Annotated in this window: 14 protein-coding genes; 2 read left to right on the top strand and 12 right to left on the bottom strand. The window is 61.9% G+C overall.

The window, feature by feature from the left end:
* Positions 1-49 precede the first annotated feature (49 nt).
* The 3 genes from JF616_11350 to JF616_11340 form a co-directional block, all read right to left on the bottom strand.
* Positions 50-1,243 carry a hypothetical protein gene (locus tag JF616_11350; GenBank protein ID MBW8888341.1) on the bottom strand — a complete coding sequence of 398 codons (1,194 nt, stop codon included), beginning with the start codon at positions 1,241-1,243 and terminating at the stop codon, positions 50-52.
* Between the two features lie 194 nt (positions 1,244-1,437).
* Positions 1,438-2,766 carry a hypothetical protein gene (locus JF616_11345; GenBank protein MBW8888340.1) on the bottom strand — a complete coding sequence of 443 codons (1,329 nt, stop codon included), beginning with the start codon at positions 2,764-2,766 and terminating at the stop codon, positions 1,438-1,440.
* Between the two features lie 198 nt (positions 2,767-2,964).
* The gene (locus tag JF616_11340; GenBank protein ID MBW8888339.1) at positions 2,965-3,666 is read right to left on the bottom strand and encodes a hypothetical protein; all 702 of its coding nucleotides are present in this window, start codon (positions 3,664-3,666) and stop codon (positions 2,965-2,967) included.
* Positions 3,667-3,893: 227 nt separating this feature from the next.
* Here JF616_11340 and JF616_11335 point away from each other — a divergent pair, with 227 nt between their 5' ends.
* On the top strand, positions 3,894-4,943 hold the full coding sequence (locus tag JF616_11335; GenBank protein MBW8888338.1) for a leucine-rich repeat domain-containing protein: 1,050 nt from the start codon (positions 3,894-3,896) through the stop codon (positions 4,941-4,943).
* A 50-nt stretch (positions 4,944-4,993) separates the two neighbouring features.
* Here JF616_11335 and JF616_11330 read toward each other — a convergent pair whose 3' ends face one another.
* From JF616_11330 to JF616_11320, 3 genes are all read right to left on the bottom strand, one after another.
* Positions 4,994-5,761 (bottom strand): hypothetical protein, encoded by a 768-nt coding sequence (locus JF616_11330; GenBank protein MBW8888337.1) that lies wholly within the window; start codon positions 5,759-5,761, stop codon positions 4,994-4,996.
* Between the two features lie 153 nt (positions 5,762-5,914).
* On the bottom strand, positions 5,915-7,813 hold the full coding sequence (locus JF616_11325; protein MBW8888336.1) for an OmpA family protein: 1,899 nt from the start codon (positions 7,811-7,813) through the stop codon (positions 5,915-5,917).
* A 218-nt stretch (positions 7,814-8,031) separates the two neighbouring features.
* Positions 8,032-8,337, bottom strand: a complete 306-nt coding sequence (locus JF616_11320) for a hypothetical protein (GenBank protein ID MBW8888335.1) — start codon at positions 8,335-8,337, stop codon at positions 8,032-8,034.
* 188 nt (positions 8,338-8,525) lie between these two features.
* Here JF616_11320 and JF616_11315 point away from each other — a divergent pair, with 188 nt between their 5' ends.
* Positions 8,526-9,515: a Gfo/Idh/MocA family oxidoreductase gene (locus JF616_11315; protein MBW8888334.1), complete on the top strand. Its 990-nt coding sequence runs from the start codon at positions 8,526-8,528 to the stop codon at positions 9,513-9,515.
* 34 nt (positions 9,516-9,549) lie between these two features.
* Here the strand turns inward: JF616_11315 and JF616_11310 are convergent, their stop codons facing one another.
* The 6 genes from JF616_11310 to rbfA all read right to left on the bottom strand — a co-directional run bounded on the left by JF616_11310 (position 9,550) and on the right by rbfA (position 16,373).
* The gene (locus JF616_11310) at positions 9,550-10,902 is read right to left on the bottom strand and encodes an insulinase family protein (protein ID MBW8888333.1); all 1,353 of its coding nucleotides are present in this window, start codon (positions 10,900-10,902) and stop codon (positions 9,550-9,552) included.
* A 164-nt stretch (positions 10,903-11,066) separates the two neighbouring features.
* The gene (locus JF616_11305) at positions 11,067-13,148 is read right to left on the bottom strand and encodes a polyribonucleotide nucleotidyltransferase (protein MBW8888332.1); all 2,082 of its coding nucleotides are present in this window, start codon (positions 13,146-13,148) and stop codon (positions 11,067-11,069) included.
* A gap of 76 nt (positions 13,149-13,224) precedes the next feature.
* A complete protein-coding gene (rpsO, locus tag JF616_11300) occupies positions 13,225-13,488 on the bottom strand; it encodes a 30S ribosomal protein S15 (protein MBW8888331.1) in 264 nt (87 codons plus the stop codon).
* Between the two features lie 500 nt (positions 13,489-13,988).
* A complete protein-coding gene (gene ribF, locus JF616_11295; GenBank protein MBW8888330.1) occupies positions 13,989-14,927 on the bottom strand; it encodes a riboflavin biosynthesis protein RibF in 939 nt (312 codons plus the stop codon).
* A complete protein-coding gene (truB, locus tag JF616_11290) occupies positions 14,924-16,012 on the bottom strand; it encodes a tRNA pseudouridine(55) synthase TruB (GenBank protein MBW8888329.1) in 1,089 nt (362 codons plus the stop codon). Before truB ends, ribF begins: the two co-directional genes overlap by 4 nt.
* Positions 16,005-16,373, bottom strand: coding sequence for a 30S ribosome-binding factor RbfA (gene rbfA, locus JF616_11285; GenBank protein MBW8888328.1), 369 nt, complete (start codon positions 16,371-16,373; stop codon positions 16,005-16,007). Before rbfA ends, truB begins: the two co-directional genes overlap by 8 nt.
* Positions 16,374-16,486: the final 113 nt, after the last annotated feature.

The following is a 16,486-nucleotide window of genomic DNA, read 5'->3' as shown; positions in this document are numbered from 1 at the left end:
ACTATTCACGAATGGGGAGATGCAAAAGGCTTGGGGAAAGCTCAGGGGATTAGCGGGACCGGGCGCGGGCGATATCGACCGCCTTGGCCGCCAACTTCAGGGCCAAATCCATCTCCACGGCGGCCAAGCCGGCGCGTCCGTCGATCCGGCTGCGCTCGGCGCGGTCGAAATGGTCGCGCGCCTTTTCCAGGATGCGGGAGGCCTTTTCGTCGCCCGCGGACGCCACGATATCGCCCGCCAGGTCCAGCTTTGCCTTGACCCGATCGCGGGCGGCGGGAGACAGCTTATCGTCGGAGGCCAGGGAGCGATGCCATTCCGTCAGCAGGCTCTCGGCCTTGAGGCAGTAGCCCTTGGCCGCCTCGGGCTGCCCCGTGGCCAATGCGTCCTTGGCCTTCTCGAGCAAGTCGAAGACGCGCGTCCGCAGGGCCGTCGTCTTGGCATTTTCCCCGTCGACCGGGCGTTCCCCCAGACGCTGGGCCGCGTTGTAGACCCGCTGATAGTTCGCTGTCGCCTGGGTCATGGGGGCTTGTTGTTGATTCTTATCCGGGTCCCCGCTGGGACCGCTGGCGCCATGCGAATCGGCCTCCGACAAGTCCTGTTGCAAACGCTGGAGCTCATTGAGCAGGGGATCGGCCTGGGCCAGGAGGGGGAATACGTTCAGGGTCCGTCCCGCCGCCGCTTCGCTACGGGCCGCATCCAGCAGGGCCTTCACCTTGTTGATCAGGGTAGCGGCTGCCGGGTTCTTCCCGGATTCCAAACGTTGCGAGAGGTAGGCCAGCCGATCCGTCACGCGTTGGATACTGTATTCGGCCGCGTTCTGCTGGTCTTGCCGTTGGCGCGAGGTATCGATTCCGCCGATATCGCCGGAACGGAAGCGGTCCATGCTCTTGCGGCTACCCAACATATCCAATTCGGTTATGTGGTTTTCCAACATCAGGCATTGGTTAAACGCCAAGGAGACGTTCCCGGCAGAGAGGGATTGCCTTGCCTGCGCGATCAGCGATTGCGCCAATGATATCGTGGGCGCGGCCTCGGGCATGGTCGCCAAGCCGTACTTGTTCTCCGTTTCCTGGAGTTGCTGCCAATCGCGATTGAGCCGATCCGTCACGTCTTCGCTCCGCATGCCGGACGTCGGGTCGCCGGGAGGGCCGAATGAGGTGGGCCCGGGCCCTCCGTCCAGATGCGCGGCGAAAGCCCTTCCCAGGGCCGCGGAAATCAGGAGGATGGTAAGGATGGGGCGCATGGGGTCTTAAAATAAATAAAGGTCTTGATTTGAAGGAGCGAAAAACATACCAGGGGAAGCGGGCGAATCTGGCCGGTTTCCAGCGCTGTTGAAGCGCTTCCCTGCCCATTAGAGGCCAGCGCGTCCGCCCAGGTACTGAGACGTACCATCCGGTACACCAATTCCTCTAAGCGGAATAAGGCCGGGAGCGGGACTTAGAACGAGAACGAGACGCCGGCGTCGGCGCTATACACGCATTTCGCGGGATACTTCGGATCCAGCTCAGCCCCTAAGGACCCCGTGAAGGCAAAGCGAACCCAGCGTCGCAGATCGTAGTCGTAGGTGGCAGTGCCGGAAAAGGTGTGCACCCAATCCGTACTGCTGAGAGGCGAGTTATCGGGAAGCGCGCCAGAATAATGGGAGCGGGCCAGGTAGTAATTGGGGCCGACGCCGAAGGAATGGCGGCCCAAGGACCAGTAAGGGTTGAGGCTGGCGGAAAAGGTGTACATGCCGTCCAACCCAGTCTTTCCATGGTACACCCCGCTGGAGTCTATAAGGGAATCCGCCCGCAACTTGATCCAATGCTTTTGGAAATCGAGGTAACCCATCAGGATGAAGTTATCGAAGAAGTAGGATTGGGTATGGCTGATGCCCACCACGCGCCAATCCTTGTTGAGTTGGAAAACGCTGGCGTTCGCTCCCACGTTCCATCCGGAGCGGGAGGTGAAGGAATACCCCGCGGCTAAGTGCCCTTGGGCGAAGTTCCAGTTGGAATCGACCAAGATAGATTGTCCTCCGTCGCTGAGGATGAGGTTGGTGGGCGTCTCGTAACCGGCGCCCCAATCGGCTTCCGACGTGAAACCTTTATAGGCGTATTCGCCGCCCAGATTGGCCTGGAAGCCATGCAACAGGCGATCGTTCAGCTTGGATGAGAGGGAAACCGAGCCATGCTCGCGGAACCGGTGCAGTCCCGACTGCTGGCGGACTTCGCCTTGGATGCGGTTGCTTAGCTGGTCGTCGAGGTATGGGGTGCTGGAAATGCCCGCGCGGGTGGAATAATTCCAGGCGACGTGCGAGGGCGATTTGACCGACTTCCACTGATCGAGGATCTCGAAAAGGAAGAGCGAATTCGGGTACCGCTTGTGCAGCTCCAGGGTCAGGCCTTCCATCTCGGAATAGCGTTCCAGCTTGCGGTACACCGTCCACAGATGATAGAGGATCTCCTCGTCCTTCGGTCCGCCGATGGCCCGCGCCTCATTCAGGAAATACAAGGCCTCTTTCCAGGCCGAGATGAAAAGGAACCCGATGCCTTGGTAATAGTAGGCCGTGTACAATTGCGCGGAGTCGCATCCCGCCTCCGCGAAATCCCAGGTCAGATAGGTGGGATCCCCCGCGTTATAGAGCTTGACCAGGGAATCGGAAAGGGTCTTGCAATCGGCGCGCGGCTGCAGGATCGGTTTCGGGGACGGCAACCGCTTGGCATGGCCCGAATGGGCGAAGGCAAGGATCGCGATGGCCGCAAGCGCGGCGCGGGCATGGGTCATTCGGATTTCCGGGAAAAGAAAAACCCGGGCAAGGACCCGGGTTTCCGGAACCCGGGCCAGGCCCGGGCTTCCAAGATAGCGAAACCTCGCCTCCCCCGGTAGGGGCCACGACCCCGAAGGTCGGCGGCCCAGGCGGGTCGGGCGACCAAAGGTCGGGCCGTCCCGGGAGATGTCCCCGGGACGAAGGCGGGATTCTTATTAGGGAGCTTTGGTCGAGTCCATACCCGGCATCGGGTGGGTCTTCAGCCATTCTTCGAACTTGGCTTTCGCAGCGGCGATCTGATCGGGAGTGGGCGCGCCGCCGCCGACGTGGGAGCTGTCGGCCGGATGGTTCTTCATCCAATCGGCGCGCGCGGCCTCGATGTCTTTCATGTGCGCTTCGAACGCGGCCTTGGCTTCCTGCATCTTCTTCTCGATCTCCGCCTTATGGGCGACCATATCGGAATCATGGCCCGCGCGCGCGGCGTCGAACTTGGCCCTCATCTCCTTCTGGAGGTCGGCGGTCAGGGCCTTGAGCTTGGCGGCCAGCTCCTTGGCGAGCGCGGCCTTGTCCGAATCGGAAGCGGCCTTGATCTTGTCCTTGTAGGAGTCGATCAGGGCTTTGACTTGCGCGCGGACGGAATCCATCGCGGCCTTGGCCTTCTCCATCTCGGCCTTGTGTTCGGCCATGCGCTTTTCGATCTCGTCCTTATTGGCGGCGAAGAGGCTATCGTGCTTAGCCTTCATCGCGGCCCGCTGGGCTTCCAGCTTAGCCTTCAGCTCTTCCAGCTTGGCTTTTTGCGCATCGGTGGGAGCGGTGGGACCGGTCGTAGGATCGGGCGTCGTGCCGGCGGCGAAGGAAGCCCCGATGGAGAGGCAGCCGACGGCGATCGCGCCTAGAATGATTTTCTTAATAGTCATGTGGGAACTCCTGTTTTTAGTGCAACGCCCGTTCCGAGGGGCAAGACCCCATTGAGCAAGCGAGATGCCAATCCGCTCAACGGTGGAGCAATCGTCATTTCGGCGGATTCCCCTGTCGCTGCTACGGCCTGGCGCCTGGATGTACCGATCGGGACGGACTTCCGCGGACGGCGTCGTACCAAACGGTTCATATATCAATGCCGGACTTTCCACTATAATGGAAGTCCATGAAAAACCCGATCCGCTTCCGTACACTCCTTATTTCCCTCTCCGTTCTCCCCTTTTTCGCGCCTTCCGCCCGCGCGCAAGATCTTAGGCAAGACACCTTGGCCGTCCGCATTCTTCTTGATCAAAACGGGCTTACCACCACGCCGGTATCGCAAGTCGCCCAAATCGATCCCGCAGCGTCGCGCGTAACCGCATTGCGCCTGAGCGGGCGCAATCTCAGCGCCCTGCCGTCGCAGCTCGGGTCCATGGATGCCTTGAAGTATCTCGTGCTTTCGGATAATCTGCTCGACTCGTTGCCCGCTGAGATTTGGGACCTGACGAGCCTGGTGGAATTGGATCTGGGAGGGAACCGCATCCCGTCCTTGGACGCGCGCGTGGGCCGGCTGCAATCCCTTTTGTTCCTGGGCTTGCGCGGCAACGGCCTGGCATCGCTGCCCGACTCAGTATTCGCCTTGCCGCAACTCGAAACCCTTTTGTTGACCGGTAATCTCCTGGACACCTTGCCGGAAGCCGTCGCCAATCTGCCTTTCCTGAAATACCTGGATGTTTCCGGAAACGTTTTGCGCGCGCTGCCATTTACAATGGCGGCGATGCAAACCCTCGACACGCTGAACGTCTCGGGTAACGTTATCGAGTCCTTGCCGGAATCCATTACCCAGTTGAAGGCTTCCACCAAGGTGCTTCTCGACGCGAACCGGTTGTGCGATTTGGATGCGTCCCTGACGGCCTGGGCCAATTCCAAGGAGCCCGCTTGGCAGAGCAGCCAGAGTTGCGGGATCGCCGTCCGCCCGCGGGCCCGGGTCGCGCGGGGCCCTTCCATTCGGGCTTGGGCCGAAGCGGGAAGCTTGCGGCTGGATTGGACGGGAACGGAGTCCTGGGAAGGGGACCGTAGCGTGATCCTACGCGATGCTTCCGGCCGCGAAGTCCTGCGCGCGCCCGTCGATCGGCGGGCGACCGGGCTGAGCCTGCGGCGCGAACCGGGTGGTTTCCTTTGGGCGGAACTGAGGGTGGGAAACCGGGTAGCGGCGATGGCTGCGGTGGCGCCTTAGAGAAGGTTCTTCGGACAGGGCTCCGTATGAGCCCCGTTCTTCCGGGAGTCTTAGCGAAGCCTACGGCGTCCGGCGGCATCCCGGCCGCGGGCATCGAATAGCATTATCGACGCCGGTCCAGCTGGCGCGGACATGCGCGTCCGGGCGGCTGGGGCCGCGATCGAAGTCGTCTGCTTCCACCTGGGAGCGACTATCAGAGCCGTATCCTTGAAGGAGACCGAGATCATATCGACGAGATCGCGCGGGGAATGCCGCGTAAATATGAAGCCGGATTGATACTTCGCGGGGATGCCGGTAAATACGAATCGGCCGGCCGTATCCGTTTTCGCGGTGAAGGTCATGTAACCGTCGCCATATCCCACTTGCCCTCCGGTGACCTGGCCGATGCTCAAGTCCACGGGGAAATCGGGGATGGGATGCCGGCTGGAGTCGACCAAGGTGCCTTGGAACGTTTGGCTGTTCTTCGGGGTGGCGGGCACCAGAGGGATCCGAAGCGCGTAAGGAGGGGGTCCCGACCTTAGCAAAGAGGAATCCGAGTAGGTACGGGAAACATATCCGGGATAAGCGGCCGTTATCCATTGCAGATCGGAGAACCCGGGGGTCGAAAGATCTTTCTTGGTGAAATAGGCGACGCCCTCCGAGTCCGTAACCGCTATGGAGTAGTTGGCGGTCGGGCTGCGGGCATAGACGGCGGCTCCTGGCAGGGGTAGGCCGGTGAGCGAATCCGCGACGCTTACGGATATGAAAAAGGAGGGCGGGGGCAAGGTATCGACTCCTGCCGAGCTATCGACCCCTGCGGCGCGTGCCGGGACTGCCATGGAAAAGCAAAAGCATGGAAGAACGAGGATCCCGAATCCGGAGAGCCGGGATGGAATCCGGTTGGGTTCGAAATGGCGAATCCGCTTCATCCGATCCTCGAAATGTTTTCCGTGCGCATGCTTCGGCATGCGCACGGGTCTACGATACGGCGGTCAGTTCAACCGGTTCAGCTCCACGCGCCGGTTGAGGGCGCGGCCTTCCGCGCTGGTGTTAGGCGCCAGCGGCCGCGAAGAACCGTAGCCGATGACCTTCAACCGCGCGGCTTCCACGCCCTTGCTGATGAAGTAGTTGGCCACCGTCTGGGCGCGCGCCTGCGACAGCATCTGATTCTTGGTGGCATTGCCCCGGCTATCGGTATGGCCCGCCACTTCGAACTGGATGTCCTTGTTGGTCTGGATCTGGGTCACCACTTCGTCCAGCACGCGATAGGATTCGCTGGTGAGCTCGGCCGACCCGGTCTTGAAGTTCACTCCCTTCAGGACCATGGTCTTAACGACCGTCTGGACCTCGAGCTTGTCCGGGCATCCATCCTCGTCCTCGAACCCGTTCATGGTCTCGGCGGCGCCGGGGCACTTGTCGACGCCTTTGCAGACCCCGGCGTACTTGGCCAGCAGGCCCTTCTCCGAGACCCAAGGATCGCAGATCCCGTCCTTGTCGTTATCCGGCTCGGGGCATCCGTCCTCGTCCTCGAATCCGTCGCGATCCTCGGGATCGGTCGGGCACTTATCGATGGCGTCGGGAATGCCGTCGGCGTCCTTATCGAGGTTGGGGCAACCGTCCTTGCCGTCGGCGCCTTGAGGATCGTTGGGGCACTTGTCCTTGCTGTCCGGGATGCCGTCCTTGTCATTGTCGGGATCGGGGCATCCATCCTCATCCTGGAATCCATCCTTATCCTCGGGATCCAGGGGGCATTTGTCCTTGATGTCGGGGATGCCGTCCTTGTCGTTGTCCGGATCGGGGCAGCCGTCCTCGTCCTGGAAGCCGTCCTTGTCCTCGGGATCATCCGGGCATTTGTCCAGCTTGTCGGGAATACCGTCATGGTCGTGGTCCTGCGTCAGGACGAACCCATTCCAGCTGACCTGGAAAATCATGGAAAGGTCGGGGCTTCCCTTGATGCCGAAATCATGGATCCGGGCAGGGGTGCTGTTCTCGAAGTTGTATTTGACGGGAATGAATCCGTCGTTGAGGCCCAACACCAGGCCCGCGTAGAAGTCAAGGCCCACAGGGGTTTGCGCTACCGCGCCGAAGGTCGCCGTGGTCGGCTCGGTGCTGAATTCGTTGTCGCCGAGATGATCGAAGCGGGATTCATGATAGAACTGGGCGAAGAAGCGGATGAAGGTGCCCGGTTCGTACTCCACGGCCGTGGACCAGAAGAGGACGTCCTCGAACGGGGGCTCGCTGGAGATGTTGATTTTGCGTACCCCTAAATTGAAATGCCACAGGAATTGGAACTTCTGCGACACTTGTCCCAGATCCATGGTGAGGCCCAAGCCGGCCTCGAAGGTCGGCCTACCGGCTCCGAAAGGCGAATTGCCCTCGGTGAATTTCGAGGGATCGTCGGTCATGTATTCCAGCTCGCGCGGGATCACGCCGCGGTTGTCGGCCTGGGTCGGAACGGATCCTCCCAACATAAGGGCAACGTCCACCACCTGAACGTCTTTGAAGGGGAACCGGATCTTCAGGCGGTAACGCAAATCCCCGGGGTATTGCTCCTCGAGGTCCACGGCTTGGTTATCGCTGTTGAGCTTCTCGTAGTAGAGGGGCAGCGCCAAACCGATATCGGTATAGGGTCCCAACCCTAAGCCGATGAAAATGCTCGAACTCAAGGTCAGGTAATCGTTGATAGTGGAAGGGTTGCCGTTGACGTTGATTTGGGTGTTCTGGAGCACCTCCTCGTCATCGACCACCTGGCTATGCAGGCCGATGGCCAGCTTTCCGTGGCCCAGGGTCTGGGCCGAAAAAGTCTTATCGATGCCGGCGACGCCATCGCGATCGATGGCGGTTGCGAATGCGGACGTAGCCAAGGCCATGACGAGAGACAGATGCTTCATGGGGACCTCTGCTGAGCGTGAATTTTCACAAGGAAGTGGATCCCGGACTTCCTGTTCCGGGCCCCAAAATATAACATCGAATCCGGCAACGCCAATACGAGCGAAACCGCATTTTCCGCTTGCGCGGACGATGATGGAGAATTACTGGAACGGAGTGACGCCAGTTTCCGTGGTCTGCCCGCTCGCCTGGCGTGCGCCGCTCGCTTTGCGAGCGCCTTTCATTCGGGTGGGAGCGAAACCTCCACATGCGGGCTCCCGCCCCGCGTATTGAACGAGACATCCACGTCGTAGCCCTCGATCCTTTCCGCAGTGGCGCTGCCCCAATGCCAGCGATCGCGCTCCCATACGGCTTCGAAGTCCTCGGGCGCGAAGGGGCGCGCTCCATAAAGCTTCTGGCATCGATCGTTGGCGAGGCGGGCCGCCATGATTCCGGCCGAAGCGGGGGCCAAGGTCCGGGGCGCCGCGCATGCGGAGATCAGGAAGGCGGCGGCGAAAAGGGGGCGAAGACGGAGCCGGAAAGGCATGACCGAAGGATACCATGGTCCCCGGAGGGGAGCAACCGGGTTCGGATCCGGAAGTCCCACCCGGTGAATTAAGTTTATTCAGCCGATTTATCGGCCTAACCTATGAACTGTCCCCCTCCCATTCTACGCTGTCGCATTTATCCGGGATTCCGGGGCGTGTTCGACGCGTCGGAAATGCGGGGGCGGAATTGAAAGACCGCTTAGGCTTGCACTGGGGAATCCTCGGTTGCGGCAACATCGCCGGCAAGTTCGCGGCCGATTTGATCGTCCAGGGAATACCCGTCGCCGCGGTCGCCAGCCGGGATTCCTCACGGGCCTCCGCATTCGCGGAGCGACTCGGCATTCCGCGCGCGTACGGCGGGTACATGGAGCTGCTCGCGGATCCCGGCGTGGACGCGATCTACGTCGCGCTTCCGAATCATATGCACGCGGAGTGGGGCATCCGGGCGGCGCGGTCCGGGAAGCACGTGCTCTGCGAAAAGCCGGCTTCCTTGCTCGAGTCCGAAGTCGCGGCCCTGTCGGACGCGGCGCGCAAGGCCCGGGTTTTCTTCATGGAAGGCTTCATGTACGCCTTGCATCCCCAGTGGGGGCTGACGCGCGCCCTGATCGAAGAGGATGCCATCGGATCCGTACGATCCCTTTCCGCCACCTTCTGCTACGATATGGGGCAGAAGCCGGGGAACATCCGCTTGAGCCCGGAGGCCTGGGGCGGAGCCTTCGCCGATGTGGGCTGTTACGGCGTGCATTTCGCGCGGACCTTCGCCGGCGAGACGCCCGGCGCCCAAGCCCGCGTCTTGCGCGCCCGCGCCCTTCGCGGCCCCGAAGGCGTGGATGAAAGAACCGAGCTGACCCTGGAATTCCCGGGCGGCGTGCGGGCGGAAATCTATTGCGCCCTGCGCGAAACGCGCCCGGCCCTGGCGGTGATCCATGGGGAACGCGGACGCATCGAGATTCCCCAGCCCTGGCATCCCCCCGCGTCCGCGGCCGAGATCCGCGTTTTCAACGCCGATGGGGAAAGCGTGTACCAGGCGGGCGACGGCCTGGCCGCATTCGCCCGGGAAGCCCGCGAAGTCGAGGAGTACGCTCTCAAGGGGCAAAGCCCGAATCTCACCTGGGAGGACGCGATCGCGCAAGCGCGGCTGATGGAAAGCGCGCGGAGGGCGGTGGAATGGGAGTGAAGCGAGGGGCGACGGCGATGAGCCGGCCCTTGGGCTAAAAGTCCAGCAATCGGCCCATGGATACGTGGGCCCGCTTCGGCACGATGCACGCCGAGGCCCAATGCTTAGCGCGGAATACGTCGCGGATGCATAGCCGGATGTCGGCGGGCTTCACCGCGTCCAAGCGCTTCAGGACCGTATCGATGCTTTCGCCCGATTTCCCGTAGAGCAGCCGCCGCGACAGGCTGGCCATGCGGGTGTTGCTCGATTCCAGTCCCAACAAGATGCTGCCGCGCAGATTCGCCTTGGCGAAATCCATTTCGGATTTGGATAGCCCGGTCTTCCGCAAGGCCTGCAACTGCTTGTTGATCTCCTTGGTCGCCTTACCGATGTCCTTGGGCTCGGTCGCGAAACCGATGGCGAATACGCCCGCGTTGATGAGGAATTCCGGGCTGGAGTAGATGGTGTAGACCAGCCCCAGGGCCTCGCGCACGCTTTGGAAAAGCTTGGAGCTCATGCCGTCGCCAAGCACGGTATTGACGAGCAATAGGGCGTAACGGTTGGGATGATCCCAAGCATAGCTCGGTCCGCCCAGAAGCGCGGTCACTTGATGGAGCGGCCGCTTTTCGACCAGATGGCGGGGCTTGTGGACGTGGCCCGGGCGCTCGGCGGCGGCGCGCTCGGCCAGGGAAACGGTGGCGCGCCGGGCGGAGGCGCGGGATCCGGGGGAACGGGAAGCCAAGGACTTGGCCTTGGGGCCCAGGCCGAAGGCCTTGCGGGCGATGTCCACGATCTCCGCATGGTCCACGGCGCCGACGGCGACCACGTATACCGGGACGGCTTCGGCGGCCTTGCGCTGGTGCTCGAAGAGCATTTCCCGGCTCAGGCCCTTCACCGTCTTGGCCGATCCCGCGATGGGATAGCCCAGGGAATGGTCGGCGAAGAAAGCTTGGGAGAAGAGGTCGTAGACGTAATCCTCGGGATTGTCGTTGCCGCCCTTGATCTCCTCGATGATGACGTCTTTTTCCTTTTCCAGTTCGATGGGATCGAAATGGGATTCGAGGACCATCTCCAGGAGCATTTCCAGCCCCGGCCTCACTTCGGTGTCCACCACCTTGGCGTAGAAGCAGGTCTGTTCCTTGGAGGTATAGGCGTTGATCTGCCCGCCGGTGGCCTCGAAGATCTTCACGATCTGCAAGGCATCGTGCTTGGGCGTGCCTTTGAAGACCATGTGTTCGAAGAAATGCGCCAGCCCGCTGGTGGCCGGGGATTCGTCCCTGGAACCGATGTCGAGGTAAACGCCCAGCGAGGCCGAGCGGATGTTGGGAAGGGATTCGGTAGCCACCACCACGCCGTTTTCGAGCGTGGTGATCTTTTCGTCCATGTTCATCGAGCGGGGTTTAGGCATGTGGAGGATCCGTCCGGGAGAGGGAGAAGCGGGGCGGGACGACGTGCGGACCTGCAGCAGTGAAGCGGGGGGGTACAGGGTACAGGGTTAAGGGTACCGGAAAGGCCCTTATTTTCTTCACCCTATACCCTTTACCCTGATCCCTGTACCCTTTTTTTCGGGTCTCAGGCCTGCAGCAACAACTGCTTGCGGCTAAGCTTGATCTTGCCCTGGGGGTCGACGCCGATGCACTTCACTTCGACCTCGTCGCCCATGGAGAGCACGTCCTCGACGCGGTCCACCTTGGTCGGGGCGAGTTCGGAGATGTGCACCAGGCCTTCCTTGCCCGGCAGGATTTCCACGAAGGCGCCGAAGGTGGCGATGCCCTTCACCTTACCGCGGTAGACCTTGCCCACCTCGGCTTCGGCGAACAGCTCGTTCACCATCTTCAAAGCCATGATGGCGTTGCCGCGATGCGCGGCCGAGATGGTGAGGTTGCCCTGATCGTCCACGTTGAGGGTGGCGCCGGCGCTTTCCTGGATGCCGCGGATGACCTTGCCGCCGGGGCCGATGAGATCCTTGATCTTATCGGCGGGAATCTTCTTCTGCAGGATGGCGGGGGCGAACTTGGAAAGCTCGCGCGCGGCCGGCAGGGCTTCTTTCATCTTGCCGAGGATATGCAGGCGGCCGGCCTTGGCTTGCGACAGGGCCTGCTGCATGATGGCGGGGGTGAGGCCGCGCAACTTGATATCCATCTGGAAGCTGGTGATGCCCTTCTCGGTGCCGCACACCTTGAAGTCCATATCGCCCAGGTGGTCTTCGGTGCCATTGATGTCCGACAGGGTCTCGAATCGGCTGCCGTCCGAGACCAGGCCCATGGCGATGCCGGCCACCGGGCTCTTGATCTTCACGCCCGCGTCCATGAGGGCGAGGGTGCCGCCGCAAACCGAGGCCATCGATGAGGAACCGTGCGATTCCATGATGTCGGAAACGAGGCGGATGGTGTAGGGGAAGGATTCGGAGGTCGGCAGGACCGGGGCGAGCGCGCGCTCGGCCAGGAAGCCGTGGCCCACTTCGCGGCGGCCCACCGAGTTCATGCGCTTGGCTTCGCCGACCGAGTAGCCGGGGAAGTTGTAATGCAGCATGTAGTTCTTGAAGGTCTCGCCTTGCAGCGAATCCACGCGCTGTTCGTCGTTCTTGGTGCCGAGGGTGCAGACCACCAGGGCCTGGGTCTCGCCGCGCTGGAACAGGCCCGAACCATGGGTGCGGGGCAAGACCGAAGTCTCGATCTCGATATTGCGGATGTCGGCGGGGCCGCGGCCGTCGATGCGGACCTTCTCGGCCAGAACCATCTCGCGCATTTCCGTCCACTGGACGGTTTCGACGTATTCCTTGATCTCGCCGGCGCGGTCGGCCAGGGACTCGCCCAGGGCGGCGACCACGTCCTTCTTGATCTGGCTCATGGTGGCGTAGTGCGCCTTCTTGAGCATGGGGGTGTGGAAGGCCTTGACCAGGAGGGGCTTCGCGATGGCCTCGACCTTGGCGAAGAGATCCTTGTCGATGGCCTTGGGCGTGAACACGTCCTTGGTCACTTCGAAGCGGGAAATCAGTTCCTGCTGTCCCTTGACGATGCTCTTGATGGCTTCGTGGCCGGCGAGGATGGCGTTGACCATCACGTCTTCGCCGATTTCCCAGCCCGAACCTTCCACCATGCAGATGGAGGTGGCCGTGCCGGCGACGATGAGTTCCACGTCGGCGGATTCGATTTCCTCGTAGGTGGGGTCGATGATGAATTTGCCGTCCTTACCGATGACCTTGACGGCGGCGACCTGGTCCTCGAAGGGCAGGGTGGAGAGGCCGATGGCGGCGGAAGCGCCGATCACGGCGAGGGTGTCGGCGTCGAACTTGTCGTCGGCGGAGAGGACGGTGCAGACGATCTGGACTTCCTTCTTATAGCCTTCCGGGAACATGGGGCGCAGCGGCCGATCGATGATGCGGCAGGTGAGTACTTCCTTATCGCTGGGCTTGGCTTCGCGCTTGATGTAACCGCCCGGGATCTTGCCGGCGGCGTAATATTTCTCGCGGTATTCCACGGTCAGGGGGAAGAAATCGCCGAGGGCTTCGGGACCGCCGCAAACGGTGCAGAGCACCATGGTGTCGCCCAAGCGGGCGATGACGGCGCCGCCGGCCTGCTTGGCCATGCGTCCGGATTCGAGCGTGATGATTTTCCCGTCGGGAAGCGTGATGCTGACGGTTTGCTTTGCCATGTAATTTCTGCTCCGGTTGAGCGCGGCCCTCGCCGCGCGGGTTGACTTGAGGAAGGGACTGGGAGAAAGGCGAGACTTAGCGGCGCAAGTCGAGTTGCTTGATCAGCCCGCGATAGCCATTCAGGTCCGTCTTCATCATGTAATTGAGCAGGCGGCGGCGATAGGCGACCATGGTGGTGAGGCCACGGCGGGAATGCTTGTCCTTCTTATGGATCTTCAAATGCTCGGTAATCTCGGCGATACGATGGGTCAGCAAAGCCACCTGGACCTTCGGGTTGCCCGAGTCCTTGGGGTTCTTGCCGAAGTCGCTGATGGTTTTGGCCGCGATTTCCTTGGTCATGGTTGCCATACGCTTACGTCTTTCTCTGTCTGGTTCCGTTTAAGTGGGGTAGAATAATAGCTTTACACGGTATAACGGTCAATTTTCGGGCCGGTTCCGGTAGGGTCGGGGGGCTTGGAAACGGGGAGGCAGGCCGATGCTTAAGGGTCGGGAAACCGATGCCCCGCCGGCAGGCGGGGCTCGCTTACTCAGCCTGTTTCGGCAGGATGATTACCACGTCGAAATCGACGAAGGGATGAAGAGACCCGCAATAAGCAGGATCACCACCGCCACGATGCCGATTACCGTCAATGGGACGATGAAGCTTTTCTCGTCATCCAATAAACTGTTGTTCATGATTTCCTTTCCCGCGCCGGGGATCCCAACCGCCATTGCCGATTTTAAGGCGACGGCCCCTCTGGGTTTTTCCGGGTGCGCATCCAAAATATAGGTCAATGCGGGGAAAACGAATGTCCCTGCAGGCTGCCAAAAGGGCCAGAACCCCTGCGAAACTTCATAATTTAGGGCCGATTTTGTGGATTCGCTCCCATCCGGGCGCGTACCAGAGCGATATCCTCGCCGATTTGGGCCTTCAGCGCATCGACCGAAGGGAATCGCTTTTCGGGCCGGACGGAGAACTCCAGGTCAAAGCGGAAATCCGCGTCGTAAAGGTTTCCGGTGAAGTCGAGGACATGCACTTCGATATGCACCGCGTCGCCGCCGAAGGTGGGGTGCCGCCCGATATTGGCGATGGCGGCATATTGCTTGCCCTCCGCGAAGGCCCGTCCCCCGTAAACGCCGAAGGCGACCATCACCTTCCAAGGGTAGCCGATATCGAGGTTGGCGGTGGGGAATCCCAGCAGCCGGCCCCGCTCCTCGCCCTTCACGACCTTTCCCGAGTAGCTGAAGCATCGCCCCAATAATCGGTTGGCCTGCTCGATGCGTCCCGCCTCGAGATGGGCGCGGATGGCCGAGCTTGAGACGGTCTCGCCGTCGAGGCGGAAAGGCTCGAGGATGAGCACGTCGCGCGCGGGATCGGAAACGTGGCGTTGCACCAGGGTCGCGTCGCCTTTGGCCCCCTTGCCGAAACGGTGATCGTGGCCCAACAGGAAGCGTTTGCCTTGCAGGCGTTGCTTCAGGAAGAGGTCGATGAAATCAGCCGCTTCCAGGCCGGCCAGATCGGCGTCGAAGGCCAAGGGAAGGATCTCGATGGGCCATTCCGAAAGCAAGGCCATCTTTTCCCTGGGCGTGGTGAGCAGGGCGGGGGCCACCTGCGGCTTGAAGAAAAAGCGGGGATGGGGTTCGAACGTGACCAACACGGGCTTGAGGCCCGAGGCCGCGCCTTCGGCGACCAGGGATTGGAGCAAGCGGCGATGGCCCAGATGGACCCCGTCGAAGTTCCCGAGCGCGACCACGCTCGGTCCCTCGCGATGCACGCTGCGCCATGCGACCGGGTTCATGCCCCTCCCTCTTGAAGGGGCTTGTGGAGCACCTTGCGCGGCCCGCAGAGTCCGTCGGGAGAGAGGGCGGCGATTGCCAGGAGCGTCCCGTCGGCGGCATGGGCGCGGACTTCCCGGGCGGCCGGTTCGGCGCTGTCCGGAAGGGAGGTCGCGATGGGCGGGTTCAAGTCCGCGCCGGCACTCGGCCGGCCGGGGTCGGCCGCGGGAATCATCGCGCGTACGGATTGCCCGTTGAGAAACCGAGCCACTTCTGGGTCGGGGATAATCACATGGGGCAATGCGAGCACGGCGGTTTCCAAAGGCAGCAGGGAAGAGGCGGGAGTGAGGGATTCCGGAGTGACGGCATCTTCCGCCCGGAAAGGCCCGATGGCGAGGCGCCGTAACGCCCCGGTTACCGCCCCGAGATCCAGCGCGCGGCCCAAGTCCACCACGAGAGAACGCACATAGGTTCCCTTGGAGCAGGTCATGACCAAGTCCGCCTGGGGGGCCGTCTCCGGGGATTCGGCGCTGCCGGGCCGGAAGGATTTCAGCTCTAGTCCGAAAATCTCCACTTCGCGCGCTTCCAGCTCCACGACTTCGCCGGCGCGCGCCAAGGCGTATGCCCGCTCGCCCCCGATCTTGATCGCCGAATACGCCGGAGGTACCTGGCGGATGCGCCCGCGGAAAGCGGCCATGGCGCGCTCGACTTCCTCCGCGGTCAGCGCAGCGGCGAGGCGCGTCCCGGCATAGGCTTCTACGCGGCCTTCGAGATCGCAAGTATCCGAAACGAAGCCGAACAGGGCGGTGAAGGCGTAGGTTTTCGGCATGCCTTCCAGGTATTCCAAAAGGCGCGTGCCCGATGCCACTCCGGCGATCAAAAGGCCGGAGGCGGCCGGATCGAGGGTGCCGGCATGGCCGACCTTGGCTTTGGGGAAAGTCCGTTTGACGGGGCGGAGGGCCTGGAAGGAAGAGACCCCGACGGGCTTGTCGAGCAACAGGAATCCGCCCGATCCCGTATAGGGACCGCCCGGCCCCGAATAGGGTGTAACGCGTACGTTACGGCCCGGGTCCGCCGCGGAAGGGGCCGCGGGAATCGATTCAGGCATCGTCTTCGGCCGGCGGGGCGGGATTCTTCTTGATCTGGTTGAGGATCTCGTTGATGCGGAAACCGTGGTCCAGGTTCTTATCCTCCACGAACTGGAGGCGCGGCACGGTGCGCATCTTAAGCACCTTGGACAAGTGGGTGCGCAGGTAGGAAGCGCTATGCCCCAGGCCCGCCATGGAATCGCGCTTTTGCTTATCGGTACCCATGATGGAAACGTGGACCTTGGCCCAGGCCAGATCCGTGGTCACCTCCACGCGGGATACCGTCACGAAGCCGATGCGGACGTCGGTCAACTCCTTGAGGATGACCTCGCCGATCTCTCGCTGGATCAGATGGGAGATGCGGTCAGTTCTTCTGGACATAATGCGGGGTCTTCTATTGTTAGGGTACAGGGTACAGGGTTAAGGGTACAGGGGAAAACCGGGAATGCCGCGATCTCGACCCTTTACCCTGTACCCTTAACCCTGTACCCTTT

The sequence above is a fragment of the Fibrobacterota bacterium genome, from assembly GCA_019509785.1.
Lineage (GTDB): Bacteria > Fibrobacterota > Fibrobacteria > UBA11236 > UBA11236 > Chersky-265.
Note: the sequence above shows the minus strand (reverse complement) of the source record. Positions and strands in the feature narration are given on the sequence as shown.

Coding starts and splice junctions, on each gene's coding strand:
- JF616_11350 (MBW8888341.1), bottom strand. CDS start 1,243: ATGCGCCCCATCCTTACCATCCTCCTGATTTCCGCGGCCCTGGGAAGG.
- JF616_11345 (MBW8888340.1), bottom strand. CDS start 2,766: ATGACCCATGCCCGCGCCGCGCTTGCGGCCATCGCGATCCTTGCCTTC.
- JF616_11340 (MBW8888339.1), bottom strand. CDS start 3,666: ATGACTATTAAGAAAATCATTCTAGGCGCGATCGCCGTCGGCTGCCTC.
- JF616_11335 (MBW8888338.1), top strand. CDS start 3,894: ATGAAAAACCCGATCCGCTTCCGTACACTCCTTATTTCCCTCTCCGTT.
- JF616_11330 (MBW8888337.1), bottom strand. CDS start 5,761: ATGGCAGTCCCGGCACGCGCCGCAGGGGTCGATAGCTCGGCAGGAGTC.
- JF616_11325 (MBW8888336.1), bottom strand. CDS start 7,813: ATGAAGCATCTGTCTCTCGTCATGGCCTTGGCTACGTCCGCATTCGCA.
- JF616_11320 (MBW8888335.1), bottom strand. CDS start 8,337: ATGCCTTTCCGGCTCCGTCTTCGCCCCCTTTTCGCCGCCGCCTTCCTG.
- JF616_11310 (MBW8888333.1), bottom strand. CDS start 10,902: ATGCCTAAACCCCGCTCGATGAACATGGACGAAAAGATCACCACGCTC.
- JF616_11305 (MBW8888332.1), bottom strand. CDS start 13,148: ATGGCAAAGCAAACCGTCAGCATCACGCTTCCCGACGGGAAAATCATC.
- rpsO (MBW8888331.1), bottom strand. CDS start 13,488: ATGACCAAGGAAATCGCGGCCAAAACCATCAGCGACTTCGGCAAGAAC.
- ribF (MBW8888330.1), bottom strand. CDS start 14,927: ATGAACCCGGTCGCATGGCGCAGCGTGCATCGCGAGGGACCGAGCGTG.
- truB (MBW8888329.1), bottom strand. CDS start 16,012: ATGCCTGAATCGATTCCCGCGGCCCCTTCCGCGGCGGACCCGGGCCGT.
- rbfA (MBW8888328.1), bottom strand. CDS start 16,373: ATGTCCAGAAGAACTGACCGCATCTCCCATCTGATCCAGCGAGAGATC.